Origin of the sequence: Micromonospora sp. NBC_01655 (genome assembly GCF_026339755.1) — a bacterium.
Taxonomy (GTDB): Bacteria; Actinomycetota; Actinomycetes; order Mycobacteriales; family Micromonosporaceae; genus Micromonospora.
On sequence record NZ_JAPEQF010000001.1, the window covers coordinates 2,655,317 to 2,675,083 of the forward strand.

General features: G+C 73.3%; 18 protein-coding genes. 11 read left to right on the top strand and 7 right to left on the bottom strand.

Annotated elements, in window-relative coordinates; genetic code table 11:
- Positions 1-23: 23 nt before the first annotated feature.
- From rapZ to OOK41_RS12595, 8 genes are all read left to right on the top strand, one after another.
- Positions 24-944 (top strand): RNase adapter RapZ, encoded by a 921-nt coding sequence (rapZ, locus tag OOK41_RS12560; RefSeq protein ID WP_117669737.1) that lies wholly within the window; start codon positions 24-26, stop codon positions 942-944.
- Positions 941-1,921, top strand: coding sequence for a uridine diphosphate-N-acetylglucosamine-binding protein YvcK (gene yvcK, locus OOK41_RS12565; protein WP_266264759.1), 981 nt, complete (start codon positions 941-943; stop codon positions 1,919-1,921). Before rapZ ends, yvcK begins: the two co-directional genes overlap by 4 nt.
- A gap of 54 nt (positions 1,922-1,975) precedes the next feature.
- On the top strand, positions 1,976-2,956 hold the full coding sequence (whiA, locus tag OOK41_RS12570; protein ID WP_088999356.1) for a DNA-binding protein WhiA: 981 nt from the start codon (positions 1,976-1,978) through the stop codon (positions 2,954-2,956).
- 336 nt (positions 2,957-3,292) lie between these two features.
- Complete coding sequence (gene gap, locus OOK41_RS12575) at positions 3,293-4,297, top strand: type I glyceraldehyde-3-phosphate dehydrogenase (protein ID WP_117669735.1); 1,005 nt, start codon at positions 3,293-3,295, stop codon at positions 4,295-4,297.
- Positions 4,294-5,493 carry a phosphoglycerate kinase gene (pgk, locus tag OOK41_RS12580; protein ID WP_117669734.1) on the top strand — a complete coding sequence of 400 codons (1,200 nt, stop codon included), beginning with the start codon at positions 4,294-4,296 and terminating at the stop codon, positions 5,491-5,493. Before gap ends, pgk begins: the two co-directional genes overlap by 4 nt.
- On the top strand, positions 5,493-6,284 hold the full coding sequence (gene tpiA, locus OOK41_RS12585; protein WP_266264762.1) for a triose-phosphate isomerase: 792 nt from the start codon (positions 5,493-5,495) through the stop codon (positions 6,282-6,284). The genes pgk and tpiA overlap by 1 nt, the downstream gene beginning before the upstream one ends.
- A gap of 95 nt (positions 6,285-6,379) precedes the next feature.
- On the top strand, positions 6,380-6,640 hold the full coding sequence (secG, locus tag OOK41_RS12590) for a preprotein translocase subunit SecG (protein ID WP_117669732.1): 261 nt from the start codon (positions 6,380-6,382) through the stop codon (positions 6,638-6,640).
- A gap of 135 nt (positions 6,641-6,775) precedes the next feature.
- A complete protein-coding gene (locus OOK41_RS12595; RefSeq protein ID WP_266264765.1) occupies positions 6,776-7,120 on the top strand; it encodes an RNA polymerase-binding protein RbpA in 345 nt (114 codons plus the stop codon).
- Between the two features lie 79 nt (positions 7,121-7,199).
- On the opposite strand, the gene pgl is transcribed toward OOK41_RS12595, so the two are convergent.
- From pgl to tkt, 6 genes are all read right to left on the bottom strand, one after another.
- Positions 7,200-7,970, bottom strand: a complete 771-nt coding sequence (pgl, locus tag OOK41_RS12600) for a 6-phosphogluconolactonase (RefSeq protein ID WP_266264766.1) — start codon at positions 7,968-7,970, stop codon at positions 7,200-7,202.
- 126 nt (positions 7,971-8,096) lie between these two features.
- A complete protein-coding gene (locus OOK41_RS12605; RefSeq protein ID WP_117669729.1) occupies positions 8,097-9,113 on the bottom strand; it encodes a glucose-6-phosphate dehydrogenase assembly protein OpcA in 1,017 nt (338 codons plus the stop codon).
- 31 nt (positions 9,114-9,144) lie between these two features.
- Positions 9,145-10,695 carry a glucose-6-phosphate dehydrogenase gene (gene zwf, locus OOK41_RS12610; protein ID WP_117669728.1) on the bottom strand — a complete coding sequence of 517 codons (1,551 nt, stop codon included), beginning with the start codon at positions 10,693-10,695 and terminating at the stop codon, positions 9,145-9,147.
- 2 nt (positions 10,696-10,697) lie between these two features.
- Positions 10,698-12,344 carry a glucose-6-phosphate isomerase gene (locus OOK41_RS12615; protein ID WP_266264769.1) on the bottom strand — a complete coding sequence of 549 codons (1,647 nt, stop codon included), beginning with the start codon at positions 12,342-12,344 and terminating at the stop codon, positions 10,698-10,700.
- A 76-nt stretch (positions 12,345-12,420) separates the two neighbouring features.
- Positions 12,421-13,599: a transaldolase gene (gene tal / locus OOK41_RS12620; RefSeq protein ID WP_266264770.1), complete on the bottom strand. Its 1,179-nt coding sequence runs from the start codon at positions 13,597-13,599 to the stop codon at positions 12,421-12,423.
- Positions 13,600-13,615: 16 nt separating this feature from the next.
- Positions 13,616-15,754 (bottom strand): transketolase, encoded by a 2,139-nt coding sequence (gene tkt / locus OOK41_RS12625; protein WP_117669725.1) that lies wholly within the window; start codon positions 15,752-15,754, stop codon positions 13,616-13,618.
- 262 nt (positions 15,755-16,016) lie between these two features.
- Here tkt and OOK41_RS12630 point away from each other — a divergent pair, with 262 nt between their 5' ends.
- The 3 genes from OOK41_RS12630 (at position 16,017) to OOK41_RS12640 (ending at position 18,640) form a co-directional block, all read left to right on the top strand.
- Positions 16,017-16,976: a heme o synthase gene (locus OOK41_RS12630; RefSeq protein ID WP_117669724.1), complete on the top strand. Its 960-nt coding sequence runs from the start codon at positions 16,017-16,019 to the stop codon at positions 16,974-16,976.
- Between the two features lie 406 nt (positions 16,977-17,382).
- Positions 17,383-17,718, top strand: coding sequence for a hypothetical protein (locus OOK41_RS12635; RefSeq protein WP_117669723.1), 336 nt, complete (start codon positions 17,383-17,385; stop codon positions 17,716-17,718).
- Between the two features lie 7 nt (positions 17,719-17,725).
- Positions 17,726-18,640 (top strand): RimK family alpha-L-glutamate ligase, encoded by a 915-nt coding sequence (locus tag OOK41_RS12640; protein WP_266264774.1) that lies wholly within the window; start codon positions 17,726-17,728, stop codon positions 18,638-18,640.
- Between the two features lie 80 nt (positions 18,641-18,720).
- Here the strand turns inward: OOK41_RS12640 and OOK41_RS12645 are convergent, their stop codons facing one another.
- Entirely contained in the window at positions 18,721-19,671 is a 951-nt protein-coding gene (locus OOK41_RS12645; RefSeq protein WP_117669721.1) for a heme A synthase, read from the bottom strand.
- Positions 19,672-19,767: the final 96 nt, after the last annotated feature.

Sequence of the window (19,767 nt, forward strand, 5' to 3'; positions counted from 1 at the left end):
GCTCACCCGTGGGGAGTAGAGCAGTGAACGAGGCGCGGACGCCCGAGGCTCCGACCGGCGGCCCGACACCGGCGGTGTCGGAGTCGGAGACCACCCTGGTCGTGGTGACCGGCGTGTCCGGCGGGGGCCGCAGCACCGTGGCGCGGGCGCTGGAGAACGTCGGCTACTACGTGGTCGACAATCTGCCCCAGGCGCTGATGCTCGACATGGCCGAGCTGGCCGTCAAGGCCGGCGGCGCGGCCCGGCGTACCGCGATGGTGCTGGACGTGCGCTCGCGCGCCTTCTCCACCGACCTGGTCGGGGCGATCCGGGAGCTGAAGGACCGGGGCTTCTCGCCCCGGGTGGTCTTCGTCGACGCCGACGACGAGGTGCTGATCCGCCGGTTCGAGAGCGTCCGGCGCTCGCACCCGTTGCAGGGCGACGGGCGGCTCGCCGACGGCATCGCCGTGGAGCGGGGCCTGCTGGAGGAGGCCCGGGACCAGGCCGACGTGATCATCGACACCAGCCACCTGAACGTCAACCAGCTCCGCCGCCGGATCGAGGAGCTGTTCGGCGGCGAGGATAGCCGCCGGCTGCGGGTCACCGTGCTCTCCTTCGGCTTCAAGTACGGCCTCCCGCCCGACGCCGACTTCGTCCTCGACGCCCGGTTCCTGCCGAACCCGTACTGGGTGCCCGAGTTGCGCGAGCACACCGGCCGGGAGGAGGCCGTCAGCGCGTACGTGCTCGGCCAGGAGGGCGCGGAGGCCTTCGTCGGCGCGTACGCGGACCTGGTCAACGCCACCACCGTCGGCTTCGAGCGGGAGGGCAAGCGCTACCTCACCGTGGCGGTCGGCTGCACCGGCGGCAAGCACCGCAGCGTCGCCATCGCCGAGGAGTTGGCCGCCCGGCTGCGCCACGCCGGCCTCGCCGCCAAGGCCCAGCACCGCGACCTGGGGCGGGAATGACGCCGACGCGGGTGGTCGCGTTCGGCGGCGGGCACGGCCTGTCGGTGTCCCTGCGGGCGCTGCGCCGCTGCGCGCCCGAGCTCGACCTGGACATCACCGCCGTGGTCACCGTCGGCGACGACGGCGGTTCCAGCGGCCGGCTGCGGGCCCGGCGCGGCGGGCTGCCGCCGGGCGACCTGCGTCAGGCGTTGGTGGCCCTCGCCGGCGACCACCCGGCCACCCGGCGCAGTGCGGGGCTCTTCCAGCACCGCTTCGCCGGCACCCCCGGTGACCCGCCGGGCACCGAAGACGGGCTGGCCGGGCACGCGGTCGGAAACCTGGTCCTGTGCGGGCTGATCGAGCTGCTCGGCGACCCGGTCACCGCCCTGGAGCACGCCGGGGCGATGCTCGGCGCGGTGGGCCGGGTGCTGCCGATGTCCCGCCAGCCGGTCGGCATCGAGGCCCGGGTGCGCGGCGCCGACCCGGCCTGCCCGGACGAGGTGCGCACGGTGCGCGGGCAGCACCAGGTGGCGGTCACCACCGGGCGGGTGGAGTCGCTCCGGCTCACCCCGACCACCCCGGCGGCCTGCGCGGAGGTCGTGGCGGCCACCGCCGAGGCGGACTGGTTGATCTTCGGGCCGGGTAGCTGGTACACCAGCGTGCTGCCGCACCTGCTGGTGCCGGGGCTGGCCGCCGCCATCGTGGACAGCCCGGCCCGTCGGCTGGTCACCCTCAACCTGGCGGCGGAGAAGGAGACCCTCGGGCTCTCCCTGGCCGACCATCTGGACACCCTGCGGCACTATCTGCCCGAGTTGATGGTGGACGCCGTGCTGGCGGACTCCAAGGCGGTGGGCGATCCCGGGCCCGTCGAGCGTGCGGCAGAATCGCTTGGTGCCCGGCTGGTCCTCGCCCCGGTCGCCGTCACCGACGGCGAGCCCCGTCACGATCCGGCCGCCCTGGGCGCCGCGCTGGTGCCTGTCCTGGGCGCCGATCGTTAAGCACGTACGTAATCTCCGGCGACACGCCGGAACCGGTCCGTGAGGGGGCGCACAATGGCGATGACGGCTGCGGTCAAGGACGAGCTGAGCCGGGTCGACGTGCCCAAGCCCTGCTGCCGGCGGGCGGAGATGGCGGCGCTGCTGCGCTTCGCCGGCGGGCTGCACATCGTCTCCGGTCGGGTGGTCGTGGAGGCCGAACTCGACACCGGGGCGGTGGCCCGGCGGCTGCGCCGGGAGATCGCCGAGGTCTACGGCTATCCCAGCGAGATCCACGTGCTCGCCTCCGGCGGGCTGCGCAAGGGCAGCCACTTCATCGTCCGGGTGGTCAAGGACGGCGAGGCCCTGGCCCGGCAGACCGGCCTGCTCGACGTCCGGGGCCGGCCGGTGCGGGGGCTGCCGCCGCACGTGGTGGCGGCCAACGTCTGCTGCGCGGTGTCCGCGTGGCGGGGGGCGTTCATGGCGCACGGCTCATTGACCGAGCCGGGCCGCTCCAGCGCCCTGGAGATCACCTGCCCCGGTCCGGAGTCGGCGCTGGCACTGGTCGGCGCGGCCCGCCGGATCGGCATCACCGCGAAGAACCGCGAGGTGCGCGGCGTGGACCGGGTGGTGGTCAAGGACGGCGACGCCATCGCCGCGCTGCTCACCCGGATAGGAGCACACTCCAGCGTGCTGGCCTGGGAGGAGCGCCGGGTGCGCCGCGAGGTGCGGGCGACGGCCAACCGGCTGGCCAACTTCGACGACGCCAACCTGCGCCGCTCCGCGCGGGCCGCGGTGGCCGCCGCCGCCCGGGTGACCCGGGCCCTGGAGATCCTCGCCGAGGACGCCCCGAACCACCTCACCTCCGCCGGCCGGCTGCGCCTGGAGCACCGGCAGGCGTCCCTGGAGGAGCTGGGCGCGCTCGCCGACCCGCCGCTGACCAAGGACGCCATCGCCGGGCGGATCCGCCGGCTGCTGGCGCTGGCCGACAAGCGGGCCCGTGACCTGGGCATCCCTGATACCGAAGCGGCCGTCACGCCCGACATGCTCGTGGTCTGATAGGACGGTGGCGGTAGGCGGACGGCGGCGCGCGCGGCGGCGGGCGCCGGCCCGTCCCGCCGACCGTCGTCCGGTCGGGCGCCGGCCCGGTGACGCGAAGCGGATCACCACCCGCCGCAGCGCGCCGCCGCGTGCTCGGATAGGGTCGCTGGGTACGGCAAGGGGGCCGGCACAGGCACTCCTCGCCGTGCACACCGCCTCCGGCGGTCAGGGTCTTGCCGACCGCGGCGGGGTGGCCGACATGAACTGGCAACGGCCGGCTGCAACGGCCGGCGCACATCACCTCGCCGGCCCGAAGCTGACGCCGGCGGATCAGAACGCGAGGAGACGGGACCTGTGACCATCCGGGTTGGCATCAACGGCTTCGGCCGCATCGGCCGCAACTTCTTCCGGGCCGTGCTGGCGTCCGGCGCGGACATCGAGGTCGTGGCCGTCAACGACCTGACCGACAACGCGACGCTCGCCCACCTGCTCAAGTACGACAGCATCCTGGGCCGCCTCCCGCAGGAGGTCAAGGCGACCGACGACGAGATCACCGTGGGCGGCCACACCATCAAGGCGTACGCCGAGAGGGACCCGGCGAAGCTGCCCTGGGGCGAGGCCGGCGTGGACGTGGTCATCGAGTCCACGGGCTTCTTCACCGACGCCACCAAGGCGAAGGCGCACGTCGCCGGCGGGGCCAAGAAGGTCATCATCTCCGCCCCGGCGAAGAACGAGGACGTCACGGTCGTCATGGGCGTCAACCAGGACCAGTACGACCCGGCCAAGCACACGATCATCTCGAACGCCTCCTGCACCACCAACTGCCTCGCCCCGATGGCGAAGGTGCTGCACGACACGTTCGGCATCCAGCACGGCCTGATGACGACCATCCACGCGTACACCCAGGACCAGAACCTCCAGGACGCGCCGCACTCGGACCTGCGCCGCGCCCGGGCCGCCGCGCTGAACATCGTCCCGACCTCCACCGGCGCCGCGAAGGCCATCGGCCTGGTGCTGCCGGAGCTGAAGGGCAAGCTCGACGGGTACGCGCTGCGGGTGCCGATCCCGACCGGCTCGACCACCGACCTCACGGTCAACGTCAACCGGGAGACCACGGTGGACGAGGTCAACGCCGCGCTGAAGGCCGCCGCCGAGGGCCCGCTCAAGGGCATCCTGGTCTACAACGAGGACCCGATCGTCTCCTCGGACATCGTCACCGACCCGGCGTCCTGCATCTTCGACGCGCCGCTGACCAAGGTCGTCGGCAACCAGGTCAAGGTCGTCGGCTGGTACGACAACGAGTGGGGCTACTCGAACCGCCTGGTCGACCTGGTCAAGCTGGTGGGTCAGTCGCTGTGACCATCCGCAACCTCGACGACCTGCTCGCCGAGGGGGTGTCGGGTCGGCGCGTGCTGGTGCGCGCCGACCTGAACGTCCCGCTCGACAAGCAGACCGGCGCCATCACGGATGATGGCCGGATCCGCGCGGTGCTGCCGACGCTGACCGCCCTGACCGGGGCCGGCGCGAAGGTGGTGGTCTTCTCGCACCTGGGCCGCCCGAAGGGCGCGCCGGACCCGCAGTTCAGCCTCCGCCCGGTCGCGGCCCGCCTCGGCGAGCTGCTCGGCGCGCAGGTCCGGTTCGCCGAGGACACCGTCGGCGACTCCGCCCGGTCCGCGGTCGACGCGCTCGCCGACGGCGAGGTCGCCCTGCTGGAGAACCTCCGCTTCAACAAGGGGGAGACCAGCAAGGACGACGCCGAGCGGGGCGCGTTCGCCGACCAGCTCGCCGCCCTCGGCGAGGCGTACGTCGACGACGCGTTCGGCGCGGTGCACCGTAAGCACGCCAGCGTCTTCGACGTGCCGGCCCGGCTGCCGCACGTCGCGGGCCGGCTGGTGCTGCGCGAGGTGGAGGTGCTGGCGAAGCTCGCCGGCGAGCCGGAGCGGCCATACGTGGTGGTGCTGGGCGGCTCCAAGGTCTCCGACAAGCTCGCGGTGATCGAGGCGCTGCTGCCGAAGGTCGACCGGCTGCTCATCGGCGGCGGGATGTGCTTCACCTTCCTCAAGGCCCAGGGCCACGAGGTGGGCACCTCGCTGCTGGAGGGGGAGATGGTGGAGACCTGCCGCAACCTCCTGGAGCGGTCCGCGGGCAAGATCATGCTCCCGGTCGACGTGGTGGTGGCGGACGCCTTCGCCCCCGACGCGGCGCACGACACGGTCCGCGCCGACGGCATCCCCAGCCACCGGCTGGGCCTGGACATCGGCCCGGAGACGGTGGCCGGTTTCGCGGCGGCCCTGTCCGAGGCGAAGACGATCTTCTGGAACGGGCCGATGGGCGTGTTCGAGATGCCGGCCTTCGCCAACGGCACCCGCGGCGTCGCCGAGGCGATCACCAAGACCGACGCGTTCAGCGTGGTCGGCGGCGGCGACTCCGCCGCGGCGGTGCGCGCCCTCGGGCTGGACGAGTCGTCCTTCGGGCACATCTCCACCGGCGGCGGCGCCTCCCTGGAGTACCTGGAGGGCAAGACCCTCCCCGGCATCGCGGCGCTGGAGGACTGATGGCGGCGATCACCCGCCGGCCGCTGATGGCCGGCAACTGGAAGATGAACCTCAACCACCTCGAGGCCAACCTGCTGGTGCAGAAGCTGGCCGCGAGCCTGACCGAGAAGCAGCTCACCGACGTCGAGTGCGTCGTGCTGCCGCCCTTCACCGACCTGCGCACCGTGCAGACCGCGGTGGACGGCGACAAGCTGCTGATCGGCTACGGCGGGCAGGACGTGTCGCCGTACCCGTCGGGCGCCTACACCGGGGAGATCTCCGGGACGATGCTGGCGAAGCTCGGCTGCACGTACGTGGTGGTCGGGCACTCCGAGCGGCGGCAGTACCACCACGAGGACGACGCGCTGGTCAACGACAAGGTGGCCGCCGCGCTGGCCAACGGGCTCACCCCGATCCTGTGCATCGGGGAGGGGCTGGAGGTCCGCGAGCAGCTCCGGCACGTGCCGCACTGCTGCGACCAGCTCGACGGCGCGCTGCGGGGGCTCACCCGCGAGCAGGTCACCAAGGTCGTCGTGGCGTACGAGCCGGTCTGGGCGATCGGGACGGGCAAGACGGCCACCCCCGAGGACGCCCAGGAGGTGTGCGGGGAGGTCCGCAAGCGGCTGGTCGAGACCTTCGACCAGGCGACCGCGGACCAGGTCCGGATCCTCTACGGCGGGTCGGTGAAATCCTCGAACGTCGCCTCGATCATGGCCCAGCCGGACGTGGACGGGGCCCTGGTCGGCGGCGCGAGCCTGGACGCCGAGGAATTCGCCAAGATCTGCCGGTTCCCGGAGCACCTCAGCCGCTGACCGGTCGCTATCCTTGACTCCGCCCGTCCGTCGGTCGGTGCCGCAGTGCCCGACCTGTCCGGGCGAGGATCGCTACGAGAGGACTGACCCCAGCCATGCCGATCTGGTTCGCATACACGTTGATCGTGTTGCTGACGATCACGAGCGTCATGCTCACCATGCTCATCCTGCTGCACCGCGGTAAGGGCGGTGGGATGTCGAGCATGTTTGGCGGTGGGGTCAGCTCAAGCCTCGCCGGCTCCTCGGTGGCCGAGAAGAACCTCGACCGCTACACGGTCCTGGTGGGCATCGTCTGGTTCGCCTGCATCGTCGGGCTGGGGCTGTGGCTGCGCCTCCAGCTCGGCAGCGGGGCCTGAGGGCGAGCCCGCCGAGTCGTACAATCTGCGCGCGGTCCGTCACCGACGGGCCGCGCGCAGGTGTTTTCCCGCTGCACCGCGTCGCCCGCCGCCCGCCCGAGCGGCGGTCCCCTCCGACGACAGGAGCGAGCAGCCGTGGCGAGTGGCAACCTGATCCGGGGCGCCCGGACCGGATCCGGCCCGGAACGCTTCAACGAGCGGCACGCGCCGGCCCCGCGCCGGTCGGTCAGCTACTGGTGCCGCAACGACCACCGGATCGACGTCCCGATCGCGGCGGAGGCCGAGCCCCCGCCGCTGTGGGACTGCCCCCACTGCGGGGTCCCGGCCGGCCGGGACCCGGGCAACCCGCCGGGCCGGGCGCGCCCGGAGCCCTACAAGACCCACCTGGCGTACGTGAAGGAGCGGCGCACCCCGGAGGAGGGGGAGGCCCTGCTGGCTGAGGCCCTGGCCGCCCTGCACCGTCGCCGGGGCGGGGCCTGAGCGCAGCCGGGTACGGGGACCCGCCGCCCGGACACGCGCAAAAAAGCCCCCGCGGCCGGCGGGGGCCCTTGCGTACGCCTCAGCGCAGGCTGCGCAGCCGGGGCGGGACGTCGGCCGCCGCCGCCCGGTCCAGCAGCCAGAGGGTGCGCCCGACGCCCTGCACCCCGGCCGCCGGGAGCTGCACCGGCCCGGCCCCGGCCAGCGCCATGCCGACCGCGCGGGCCTTGTCGGCGCCGCTGGCGACCAGCCAGACCTCCTCGGCGGTGTTGATCGCCGGGAGGGTGAGCGTGGTGCGCACCGGCGGCGGCTTGGGGCTGCCCCGCACGGCGCTGACCGGCCGGCTGTCGTGGTGCACGGGGTGCTCCGGGAAGACCGAGGCGACGTGCCCGTCCTCGCCCACGCCGAGCATCAGCACGTCGAAGTGGGGTAGCGCGGCGTTCCCGGGGCGGGCCGCCCGGGCCAGCTCGGCGGCGTACCCGGCGGCGGCGGCCTCCGGGTCGGCCCCGGCCGGGCCGTCGGACGCGGGCATCGGGTGCACCCGGGCCGGGTCCAGCGGCATTGCGTCCAGCAGCGCCGCCCGGGCCTGCGTCTCGTTGCGCTCCGGGTCCCCGGCGGGCAGGAACCGCTCGTCGCCCCACCAGACGTCGACCCGGGACCAGTCGACCGCGTCCCGCGCCGGCAGCGCGGCCACCGCCCGGTACACGGCCGCGGCGATCCGACCGCCGGTCAGCACCACCGACGCCTGGCCGCGGTCCGCCTGCGCGTCGAGCAGCTTCACCAGCAACCGGGCCGCCACCGCCTGCGCCAGCAGGTCGGCGTCGGCGTGGACGGCGACACTCGCCTCGCTCATTTTTGTGCCTTCGTCTCCGGACCGCCCGCGCGGTCCCCTGTTCGTCGTGCCCGGGGGCCGGCGGCCCTCCGTCGCGCGGCCCGGCGGACGGGCCGGCGGGCCGGACCCGGCCCGCCGGCGCCGTCGTCAGGGCGTCGCGCTGGTACCGGCGTGGGCGGTGACCCCCGCCTCGGCCCGCTTCGCGGTCGCCGGGTCCTTCCAGACGTGCACCCGCTGGCCGGGCCGCTCGTCCAGCCCGGAGACGCCGGCCATCGCGCCCAGCGCCTCGGCGTAGACCTGGTCGGCGTCCAGCCGGCGCAGCTCCTCGGCCAGCTCGTCGCCGAGCGGCCGGCGGACCAGCGGCAACTGGCGGTCGTCCTGCCCGGTGCGCCGGAACGTGGCCAGGCTGTCCTCCCGGGTGAGGGTGAGCACGTCGCCGTTGGCGCAGCTTAGCTGCACCTCCCGCATCCGGGGGGACTCGTCGCTGGGCTCCCAGCGCGGGGTGATCCCGAGCCGGCTGCCCAGCCAGCCGCACATCAGCGCGGCCGTCGGGTCGGTCGGCGGGGCCACCACCCGGGCCTCGGTGACCCGTGCCTGGGTGGTGTCGAACGCGCCGGCCACCAGGGTCCGCCACGGGGTGATCCGGGTCCACGCCAGGTCGGTGTCCCCCGGGGCGTAGTCCCGGGCCCGCTGGCGCAGCGCCTCGATCGGGTCGACGGCCTGCGCCGTGTCGGTGATCCGCCGGTCGGCGACCACGCCGAGGAAGTCCGTCGCGATCTCCGCCGGCGGCTCGCCGTGCCACCACGTCACCACCGGCACGTCCGGCACCAGCAGCGGCATCACCACCGACTCGGCGTGCAGCGCCAGCCGGCCGTACATCCGGGTGACCACCGCCTCGCACGGGCCGAGCCGGCCGCCGACGACGATCTCCGCGTCCAGCCGGTTGCGGTCGCGCTCGACGTCGGTGCGGACCACCACGAGCAGCCGGCACGGGTGGGCGGCGGCGGCGATGGTCGCCGCCGCCTCCGCCTCGCGGACCCGCTTCTCGTCGACCACCACGATCAGGGTGAGCGCCATGCCGCTGGCCACCCCGCCCGCGCTGCGCCGCTCGGCGGCGAGCGCCTTGACCACCTCGTTGCCGGTGGTGTCCCACAGCCCGATCAATGGAACCTCCTGGTTCGCTCGCTGTGCTCGCTCACGCTCTCCGCCATGCCCGGCCCTCGCGGGCCAGCATCTCGTCGGCGGCCCGGGGCCCCCACTCGCCGGCCCGGTACGGCTCCGGCTTCGTGCCCTCCCAGGCGTGCTCCAGCGGGTCCACCACCGCCCAGCTCTGCTCGACCTCGGCGGCGTCGGGGAAGAGGGTGCGGTCGCCGATCAGCACGTCAAGCACCAGCCGCTCGTACGCCTCGGGGCTGGACTCGGTGAACGCCTCGCCGTACTGGAAGTCCATCGCGATGTCGCGGACCTCCATCGTGGTGCCCGGCACCTTCGAGCCGAACTTCAGCACCACGCCCTCGTCCGGCTGCACCCGGATGACGAGCTGGTTGTTGCCGAGCATCTCCATGTCGGCCTCGTCGAACGGCAGGTGTGGGGCCTTCTTGAACATGATGGCGACCTCGGTCACCCGCCGGGGCAGCCGCTTGCCGGCCCGGATGTAGAACGGCACCCCCGCCCAGCGGCGGTTCTGGATGCCCAGCTCCACGGCCACGTACGTCTCCGTGGTGGAGTCCGCCGGGACGCCCTCCTCGTCGAGGTAGCCGACCGCCCGCTGCCCGCCGACCCAGCCGGGCAGGTACTGCCCGCGCACGGTGCCCTCGGAGACGTCCTTCGGCAGGGTGATCGCCTTGAGCACCTTCAGCTTCTCGGCCCGGATCTCGTCGGCGTCGAAGCTGGTCGGCTCCTCCATCGCCACCAGCGCCAGGAGCTGGAGCAGGTGGTTCTGGAGCACGTCGCGGGCGGTGCCGACCGAGTCGTAGAAGCCGGCCCGGGTGCCGATGCCGACGTCCTCGGCCATGGTGATCTGCACCGAGTCGACGTACTTGGAGTTCCACAGCGGCTCGAACAGGCTGTTGGCGAACCGCAGGGCCAGGATGTTCTGGACGGTCTCCTTGCCCAGGTAGTGGTCGATCCGGAAGACGTCCTGCCGGGTGAACACGTCGTCGACGAGGTCGTTGAGTTCCTTCGCCGAGGGCAGGTCGTGCCCGAACGGCTTCTCCACCACCACCCGGCGCCAGCCGCCGCACTTGTCGTTGTCGGCCATCCCGGTGCGGGCGAGCTGCTTGAGCACGACGGGGAACGCCGCCGGGGGGATGGAGAAGTAGAACGCCGCGTTGCCGTGGATGCCGTGGGTGCCACGCAGCTCGTCCAGGGTCCGGTTGAGCTGGTCGAAGGCGGCGTCGTCGTCGAACGAGCCGCCGACGAACTTGATGTTGCCGGCCAGCCGGGCCCAGACCTCCTCCCGCCAGGGTGTCCGGGCGTGTTGCTTGGCCGCCTCGTGGGCCACCGACTCGAAGTCGCCGTCGCCCCAGTCACGCCGGGCGAAGCCCAGGACCACGAAACCGGGTGGCAGCAGCCCCCGGTTCGCCAGGTCGTAGACCGCCGGTAGCAGCTTCTTCCGCGCCAGGTCACCGGTCACCCCGAAGATCACCAGAGCGCAGGGCTCCGGGATCCGCGGCAGCCGCCGGTCCTGTGCGTCGCGCAGCGGGTTCACGCCGCCTCCTCGCTCCGCTGGTGTCACGTCGTCCATCGTCAGGTTCGTAGTTGCCGGACCGCGTCGAGCAGCTGGGCCACTCCCGCCACCCGGTCGGTCAGGTGCAGCCGCAGCACCGGGCGACCCCGGCCGGCCAGGGCCTGCCGGTCGCCCGCGGCCTGGGCCGCCTGGAGTTCACCGAAGGAGTACGGCTTCCCGGGCACATGCAGATCATTGTCGACGGTACCGGTCACCTGGAGGTAACGGCCCACCTGAGGACCGCCCTTGTGGTATTGGCCGGTGGAGTGCAGCAAGCGCGGCCCCCAGCCGAAGGTGACCGGCCGCCCGGCCGCCCCGGCGAGCAGCGGACGCAGCCGGGCCGCGTCGGCGTCGGCGAACCGGTCCAGGTACGCCAGCACGGCGAGGTAGCCGTCGCCGACGCCGTCGAGCAGGTGGCGCAGCGCGCCGGCCAGGTCGCCGGGGCTGCCCGCCGGGGCGTACACCTCGATCGCGTCCGCGGTCGACGACGGTGGCTCCGCCGGCGCGGTCGAGGCCAGGATGCGGGCGGTGTTCTCCTTGCTCTCGGTGACGTCCGGCTGGTCGAACGGGTTCACCCCGAGCACCGCGCCGGCCACCGCCGTGGCGTACTCCCAGGTCAGGAACTGGGCGCCCAGCGGACCGTTGACCGCGACGTCCGGCACACAGCCGCCGCCGGGAACGGCCCCGGGGGACAGCGCCCCGCCGTAGCTGACGGTGAGCACGTCCGGGCCGGTGCCGCCGGGGGCGTCGGGGGACTCCAGCACGACCGGCAGGATGCCGAGGCCGGACTTGCCGGTGGACTCGGCGAGCAACTGCTCGATCCAGTCGCCGAGCCCGTCGATGCCGGTGCCGTCGCCGATCAGGGCGACCTTGTCCCGACCCCCGGTGGCCGCCGCGCCGAGGGCCGCGCCCAGCGCCAGGCCGGGGTTGTCGGTCTCCCGGGCCAGTGACTCCGACAGCGCCTCGGCCTGGTCGAGCAGCTCGGTCACCTCGACCCCGGCCAGCGCCGCGGGCACCAGCCCGAACGCGGTCAGCGCCGAGTACCGGCCGCCCACCCGCGGGTCGGCGAGCACGGTGACCGCGCCCAGCTCGGCGGCGACGGACTCCAGCGGGGAGCCCGGGTCGGTGACCACCACGAAGTGCCGGCCGGCCTCCGCCTCGGTCATCCCGGCGTCGAGGAACGCCCGCAGGTACGCCCGCCGGTGGCTGTCGGTCTCCACCGTGCCGCCGGACTTGCTGGCCAGCACCACCACGGTGCGCTCCAGCCGGTCGGCCAGCGCCGCCCGGACCTGGCCCGGGTCGGTGGTGTCCAGCACGGTCAGCGGCCGGCCCAGGGTGCGGGTGATCACCTCGGGGGCCAGCGCCGAGCCGCCCATCCCGGCGAGCACCACGTGGTCCAGGTCCGCCAGCTCGGCGGTCAGCTCGGCGAGCTGGGGGAGCAGCTCCCGGCTGCGCCGGTGGGTGTCCAGCCAGCCGAGCCGGGTCGCCGCCTCGGCCTCGGCCGCCGGCCCCCACAGCGTGGGGTCCTTCGCGGCCAGTCTCGCCGGGACGCCCCGGCTGACCAGGGCGTCCCGGGTCGACGCGGGTGCGGACCGGTCGACCGCGTCCGCGCCGTGCACGACCAGCCCGGCGGACGCGTCCGCCGGGCCGGCGAGCAGGTCGCTCACGGGGCCGTCCCGTACCGCCGACCGGCGGCACGGGACGCCCCGGGGCGGTGCCCCGGGGCGCGTCCGCGAGCGTCGGTCACGCGTTGCCGCCGGCATGCTGGGCGGCCTGCGCGTTGCCCTCGGCGGCCTGGCCGGGCCGCCCGGTGCCCCGGCCCGCCGCGGCGAGCGACTTGCGCACCCCGTCGAGCAGCTCCAGCCAGCTCGCCTCGAACTTCTCCACGCCCTCCCGCTCCAGGGTGGCGATCACGTCGGACATGTCGACGCCGACCGACTCCAGGTCGGTGAAGACCCCGCGGGCCGCGTCGTACGCGCCGGTGATGGTGTCGGCACGGGTCTCGCCGTGGTCGGCGTACGCGTGGATGACCGACTCCGGCATCGTGTTGACCGTGCCGGGAGCGATCAGCTCCTCGACGTAGATGACGTCCCGGTAGTCCGGGTTCTTCGTCGAGGTGGACGCCCACAGCGGGCGCTGCGGGTGGGCGCCCGCGTCGGCCAGGGCCTGCCACCGGTCGGAGGAGAAGACCTCGCCGTAGCGCTCGTACGCGAGCTGGGCGTTGGCCACGGCGGCCTTGCCGCGCAGCGCCTTGGCCGCGGCCGAGCCGATCTTCTCCAGCCGCTTGTCGACCTCGGAGTCGACCCGGGAGACGAAGAACGAGGCCACCGAGCCGATCTTGGACAGGTCGTGGCCGTTCGCCCGCGCCTGCTCCAGGCCGGCGAGGAACGCCTCCATCACCTGCGAGTAGCGGTCCAGGCCGAAGATCAGCGTGACGTTGACGCTGATCCCCTCGGCCAGGGTCGCGGTGATCGCCGGCAGGCCCGCCTCGGTGGCCGGGATCTTGATGAACAGGTTCGGCCGGTCGACCAGCCACCACAGCGCCTTGGCCTCGGCGACCGTCTTGTCGGTCTCGTGGGCCAGCCGGGGGTCCACCTCGATGGAGACCCGGCCGTCGACGCCGTGGCTGCCGTCGTGCGACGGGCGCATCACGTCGCACGCCCACCGCACGTCGTACGTGGTGAGCATGCGCACCGCCTCCTCCACCTCCAGTCCCCGGGTGGCGAGGTCACGGAGCTGCCAGTCGTACTCGTCGGCGTCGGCGAGCGCCTTGGCGAAGATCGTCGGATTGGTGGTCACCCCGACCACGTGCTTCTCCCGGCGGAGCTGGTCCAGTCCGCCGGAGCTCAGCCGTACCCGGGAGAGATCGTCGAGCCAGACCGCCACCCCGGCGGCGGTGAGCTCGCTAAGCCTGTCCGTCATGCCGTCCACGCTCCCCTCAGTTGCCGGTCGCGAAACCGGTGATGTCGCCCACCCGGGTCAGCACCGCGTGGGCGGCGGCGACGATCCGGTCGGGGGTGAACCCGAACTGCTCGAAGAGCACGGAGTGCGGGGCGCTCGCGCCGTAGTGCTCCAGGCTGACGCTCTCGCCGGAGTCGCCGACGATCCCGCGCCAGGACATGCCGATGCCCGCCTCCACGCTCACCCGTGCCTTTACCCCGCGGGGCAGGACCGAGTCCCGGTACGCCTCGTCCTGCGCGAAGAACCACTCCTGGCACGGCATCGACACCACCCGGGTGGGGGTGCCGTCGGCCTCCAGCCGCTCCCGGGCGGTGAGGCAGAGCTGCACCTCGGAGCCCGTGCCGACGATGATCACCTGCGGCTTGCCGGTGGACGCCTCGGCCAGCACGTAGCCGCCCTTGGTGACGCCCTCGGCGCTGGCCAGGGTCGACCGGTCCAAGGTCGGCAGCGGCTGCCGGCTCAGCGCCAGCGCGGTCGGCCGGTCGGTGTGCTCCAGGGCCTGCCGCCACGCCCAGGCGGTCTCGTTGGCGTCGGCCGGACGGACCACGTCCAGGCCGGGGATGGCCCGCAGCGCGGTCAGGTGCTCCACCGGCTGGTGGGTCGGGCCGTCCTCGCCGAGGCCGATCGAGTCGTGCGTCCAGACGTAGACCACCGGCAGCTTCATCAGCGCGGCGAGCCGCACCGACGGGCGCATGTAGTCGCTGAACACCAGGAAGGTGCCGCCGTACGGGCGGGTGCCGCCGTGCAGGGAGATGCCGTTGAGGATCGCGCCCATGGCGTGCTCGCGGATGCCGAAGTGCAGCGTGCGGCCGTACTCGTGGCCCGGGAAGTCCTTGGTCGCGTGCACCGCCGGGACGAACGACGGCTCGCCCTTCATGGTGGTGTTGTTGCTCTCCGCCAGGTCGGCCGAGCCGCCCCACAGCTCGGGCAGCACCGGGGCGAGGGCCTCCAGCACCTTGCCGGACGCGGCCCGGGTGGCGACGCCCTTGGCGTCGGCCGGGAAGGTCGGCAGCGCCTCGGTCCAGCCCTGCGGCAGTACCCGCCGGGACATCCGGTCCCACAGCGCCTTGCGCTCCGGGTTGGCCTTCGCCCAGTCCGCGTACGCCTTCTCCCACTCCTGCTGGGCCTGCGCGCCGCGCTCCAGCACCCGGCGGGCGTGGCGCAGGACCTCCTCGTCGACCTCGAAGCTCTGCGCTGGGTCGAAGCCGAGGAGCTGCTTGGTGGCGGCCACCTCGTCGGCGCCCAGCGCCGAGCCGTGGATCTTGCCGGTGTTCTGCTTGTTGGGGGCGGGCCAGCCGATGATGGTGCGCAGCGCGACGAAGGAGGGACGGCCGGTCTCGGCCTTCGCCGCCAGCAGCGCCCGGTGCAGCGCCTCGACGTCCTCGTGGTAGTCGCCCTGGTCGGCGTCGCCGGTGCGCCAGTCGACGGTCTGCACGTGCCAGCCGTACGCCTCGTAGCGGGCCGCGACGTCCTCGCTCTTGGCGATGCGGGTGTCGTCCTCGATCGAGATCTCGTTGTCGTCGTAGATCACCGTGAGGTTGCCGAGCTGCTGGTGCCCGGCGAGCGCGCTGACCTCGTGGCTGATGCCCTCCTCGATGTCGCCGTCGGAGGCGATGCACCAGATGTCGTGGTCGAAGACCGACGCGCCGGCCTCGGACTCCGGGTCGAACAGGCCGCGCTCGCGGCGGGCCGCCATCGCCATGCCGACCGCGTTGCCCAGGCCCTGGCCGAGCGGGCCGGTGGTGGTCTCCACGCCCGGGGTGTGCCCGTGCTCCGGGTGGCCCGGGGTGAGCGAGCCCCACTGCCGCAGCGCCTTGAGGTCGTCGAGGGCCAGCGGGTACCCGGAGAGGAAGAGCTGGATGTAGAGGGTCAGGCTGGAGTGGCCGGCGGACAGCACGAACCGGTCCCGACCCGCCCAGTTGGGGTCGGTCGGGTTGTGCCGGATCACCCGGTTGAAAAGCAGGTACGCCGCGGGCGCGAGGCTCATCGCGGTGCCGGGGTGGCCGTTGCCGGATTTCTCCACGGCGTCCATGGCCAGCACGCGGACGAGGTCGACGGCCCGGCGGTCGAGGTCGGACCAGTTGAGTGCGGGTTGCTCGGGTCGGTTGGCAGCCACGATGGTTGTGCTCCTCGGCAGTTGGGCGGAACCCTCAGTGATGACCCTATCGAGCGGCACTAAACGTGCGCCCAGGGATCTCTGCATGCTGGTCTGTGCGGGTCCGACCGGATCGGCCGTTCCACCTGGGTGTGACGGCCCGCACCGTTGTCGGGTCGCGCGGGCAGCCAAAACGACAACGCGTAGTGTGTGGGTCGGTGCGTGGGCCCGGACGGGTCCGACCGACCCGACCCCCCCTGCCGACGCCGGAAGGTGGCAATCCGTGAGCATGATCACCGAGCGCCCCGTCAGCAACTCTGCCGGGCAGCCGCCGGTGCGCACGGTGACCGAGGCGCCGGCCTCGCCCCGGCGGGACGTCCGGGCGGTGGTCTCGGCGTACGTCTCGCTGACCAAGCCGCGCATCGTGGAGCTGCTGCTGGTCACCACCGTTCCGGCGATGATGCTGGCCCAGGGCGGGCTGCCGTCGCTGTGGCTGATGGCGGTGGTGCTGGTGGGCGGCTCGCTCGCCGCGGGCGCGGCCAGCGTGCTCAACTGCTACATCGACCGGGACATCGACCAGGTCATGCGGCGCACCAAGCGCCGCCCGCTGCCGACGCACACCGTCTCGCCGCGCAGCGCGCTGGTCTTCGGGCTGGTGCTGGCGGTGGTCTCGGTGGCCCTGATGGCCGCGTTCACCAACCTGCTGGCCGCCGGGCTGACCCTGGCCGCGATCGTCTACTACGACCTGGTCTACACGCTCTGGCTGAAGCGGACCACGGCGCAGAACACCTTCTGGGGCGGCGCCTGCGGGGCGGCCCCGGTGCTGATCGGCTGGGCCGCGGTGACCGGCTCGCTGGCCCCGGCGGCGTGGGCGTTGTTCGCGGTGGTCTTCTTCTGGCAGATGCCGCACTTCTACCCCCTCGCCATGAAGTACAAGGCCGACTACGCCCGCGCCGGCATCCCCATGCTGCCGGTGGTCGCCTCCACCCGCCGGGTCAACGCGGAGATCATCGGCTTCGCCTGGCTGACGCTGCTCTCCTCGCTGGCCGTCTGGCCGCTCGGGATGAGCGCCATCTACGGCGTCACGGCGCTGGTGTCCGGCGGGGTCTTCGTGTACGAGGCGCACAAGCTGTGCCGTCAGGTGGCCCGGGGCGGGGCGGTCAGGCCGATGCGGCTGTTCCACTGGTCGTACGTCTACCTGACCATCCTGTTCGCCGCCGTCGCCGTGGACGCCCTGATCTGACGGGGTCTCCGCAAGCCGCGGCCGGGGCCGTCGGTCCCCTCCCGCGCGGGTTCCCGCCCCCTCCAGCTTCCCGGCCCGCGCCGGTTGCCGCCCCGCCCGTGGATCCGGCGGTCCGGCCCCCCGCCCGCAACGCCCACTTGGTCCACCGCCTCCCCGGCTGCCCCGACAAATCATCATCGTTGATGAGTTGTCCGCCTTTGGCGACCCATCGGAAAGAATTTCATCCTGAGTCGGGTTCGCTCAACCTGGGTGACAACGAGTAACTTTGCCCGGTGGCTTTGGCCGGAAAAGCCGGATAAGTCAGGGCGAATCACCTGTGGTTCTCCTTAAACAGTCGGGTAACGGGCATCACAAATAGTTCATGGTTCTCGCACGTCCCGAGGGAAGTCTGCTTAGGCTTCGCGTCATGGCAGATGGTTCCGATACGACGCTGACGGCCGACCAGACCGTCGCCGCGCAGGCCCCCAACGGCCTGGTCGCGGGCATCAGGTCGTTCGCCGACGGGCACGGCGGGGCGAAGGCGGTCATCGAGTACGTCGGCAAGCGCGGCGCGCGCATCGTCCTCGTGGGTTCCGACGGGGCCTGGGGCGACCAGTTCGCGGACGACACCGTCGTCGCGCGGGAGGCCTGCGCCCAGGCAGGCGTCGCCGTCGAGAACGCCTGGGAGCGTGAACTGATGGACCAGATGCGTCCCAGCAACGACCTCTGGCGGTCGATGGCCCGGCGCACGATGGCCCGTTGACACATAGATGACCGAACACCACCAGTCGACCCGGGGGGAACCCCGGGTCGCTCTCGTCACCTGCGCCGAGCTGTCCGACCTCGACCCGGACGACCGGCTCCTGCTCGCCCCGCTCACCGGGCACGGCGTCCGGGTGGCCGCCGCCGCCTGGGACGACCCGGCGGTCGACTGGGCCGCGTACGACCTGGTCGTGATCCGCTCGCCCTGGGACTACGCGCTGCGCCGCGACGAGTTCGTGGCCTGGGCCGACACCGTCCCCCGGCTGGTCAACCCGGCCGACGTGGTGCGCTGGAACACCGACAAGCGCTACCTCGGCGAACTTTCGGCCGCCGGCGTCCCCACCGTGCCGACCCGCTGGGTCCTGCCGGGGGAGAGCTGGGAGCCGCCCGCCACCCACGGCGAGTACGTCATCAAGCCGGCGGTCAGCGCCGGCAGCCAGGACACCGGCCGGTACGACCTGGCCGACCCCGGGCACCGCGAGCTGGCCGCGGCCCACGTGCGGCGACTGGCGGGGGCCGGCCGGGTGACCATGGTCCAGCCGTACCTGGCGGCGGTGGACACCGCCGGGGAGACCGCGCTGCTGTACCTGGCCGGGCCGGACGGGCTCCGGTTCAGCCACGCGATCCGCAAGGGTCCGATGCTGACCGGCCCCGACCTGGGCGTCGACGGGCTGTACAAGGCCGAGGAGATCAGCTCCCGGGCGGCCGTCTCCGACCAGCTCGCCGTCGCCGAGCGGACGCTGGCGGCGGTGCCGGGCGGGCCGGAGCGCCTGCTCTACGCCCGGGTCGACCTCATCCCGGGCCCCGACGGGTCGCCCGTGCTGGTCGAGCTGGAACTGACCGAGCCGTCCCTGTTCCTCGGGTACGCCGACGGCGCCCCCGAGCGCCTGGCCGAAGCGATCCTCACCCACCTACCCCGCTGACCCCACCGTCCCCGTCCCGCCGTGCCCCGCCGTGCAAATTCCGAGAATCGGTTTGCGCGGCGGGGTGGGGTGGGTGGTGGTTAGGCGGTGGCCGGGACGGGGGGCTCGGTCAGGGCCGGGGGCGCCGTGGACGGCGGGTGGGGCGGGTGGGGCTGCCGGGTTGACCACTGCACCCCGAGGGTGGCCAGCAGGACCAGGCACGAGCCGAGCATGTGCAGGGCGACCAGCACCGCCGGCAGGTGGGTGAAGTACTGGACGAAGCCGATCAGGCCCTGGCTCAGCTCCACCGCGACCAGCACCAGGGCGGCCCGTTCGGCCCGCCGGGCGCCGACCGCGCGGAACGCGAAGACCAGCGCCACCGAGAGTCCGATCAGCAGGAACACCCCGTCGGCGTGCACCTGCGAGATCGACTCCGGGTCGAGGCCGTTGCGGGCCGCGCCCTGGTCGCCCGCGTGCGGGCCGCTGCCGGTGACCCAGGTGCCGATCACCAGCACCGCGACGCTCACCACGGTGGTGACCAGCGTCAGCGCCCGTAGCGGCCCCGGCACCGTGGGCACCGCCGGGCCGTCCGGCTCGCCGATGCGTCGCCAGAGCGCGTACGCGACCGCGATCACCGCCATCGAGGCGAGGAAGTGCAGGCCGACCACCCACGGGTTCAGGTTGGTCAGCACGGTGAAGCCGCCGACCACCGCCTGCGCGGGGATGCCGAACAGCACCCCGATCGAGAGCGGCAGCAGGGCCCGCCGCCGCGCGCCGTGCAGCAGCACGCCCACCACCACGAGCAGCGCGATCGCGCCGACGGCGAAGGTGAGCAGCCGGTTGCCGAACTCGATGACGCCGTGCACGCCCATCTCGGCCGTCGTCCTGTACGACGCGTCGGTGCACCTGGGCCAGGTGGGGCAGCCGAGGCCGGACGCGGTCAACCGGACCGCCCCGCCGGTGACGACGATGCCCACGTTCGCGATGATCGAGGCGAGCGCCAGGCGGCGCAGCAGGGTGGTGGAGACCGGGAACCGGACGGATCGCTTCACGGGCCAAATCCTACGCAACGTAGTGGAGCCCGATCGGGTGACTCCCGCCGTGCCGGTGGCTCGGATCACCGGTACCCGGATTGCGGGCCCCCGGCG